The sequence below is a fragment of the Kamptonema formosum PCC 10802 genome (genome assembly GCF_000332335.1).
Classification (GTDB): domain Bacteria; phylum Cyanobacteriota; class Cyanobacteriia; order Cyanobacteriales; family Oscillatoriaceae; genus Oscillatoria.
This window is the reverse complement of the sequence record NZ_KB235949.1, coordinates 5,971-6,671: the sequence shown is the minus strand read 5'-3', so window position 1 is coordinate 6,671 and position 701 is coordinate 5,971. Positions and strand designations below refer to the sequence as shown.

At 52.5% G+C, this 701-nt stretch carries 1 protein-coding gene; it reads right to left on the bottom strand.

Features of this window, described 5'->3' with window-relative positions; translation table 11 throughout:
• A partial coding sequence (locus OSC10802_RS42590) for an Ig-like domain-containing protein (protein ID WP_044172100.1) occupies positions 1 to 701 on the bottom strand: 701 nt, incomplete at both ends.

The following is a 701-nucleotide window of genomic DNA, read 5'->3' as shown; positions in this document are numbered from 1 at the left end:
TCTAGCGCCCCGTCACTGGCGACTAGGGTGAAATTATAGGTGCCAACATCATCGGGTGCCGGCGTGAAAACTAGCTGTCCATTGCCTGTAATTTTGCCTTTGGGAAGTCGGCTGTCTGACCGAATTGAGTAGATAACTCTATCTCCATTTTCGTCTGTTGCACTGAGGGGAATTTCCAGGCGTTCTCCCGGTTTAACAGTTAGCGCCCCCACAGGAGCGAAGTTGGGCGCAGTATTGGGTGCCCCCACAAAAACCGAAGTGATAACCGGCACTACGGAAAAGTTGGGATTGCTGAAGATTACCTCAACCGGCGCGGAACGAGCCCCCGCATCTAACCCCCCGGGTAAAATGGCATTGCGGAGGTTAATATAAGGTCTGCCGGCGGCATCAACTCCCGAGGCATTTTGCAATGCTACCCCCGCCGGCAGGTTAGCGAAACTGACAGCCACATTCCGACTTGTAGCCGGTCCATTATTGATTACTTGCAAAGCCGCTGTATATAAGCCGGTGGCTGAATTCAGGCGCACATCGCTCAAATTCACCTCCAGCGCCTGAGTTTGAGTGAGGTTGCTTATATTCAGTGCCGGTCCTATTGTAGCCTTCTTCTCCTGTACAGGAAAAATTGGGCTAGCAACCCCTTCCGGATCTGTCGTATCTGTCAAATTATTCACTGAGACGGCACTGCCGGTATCGGTGTCGCC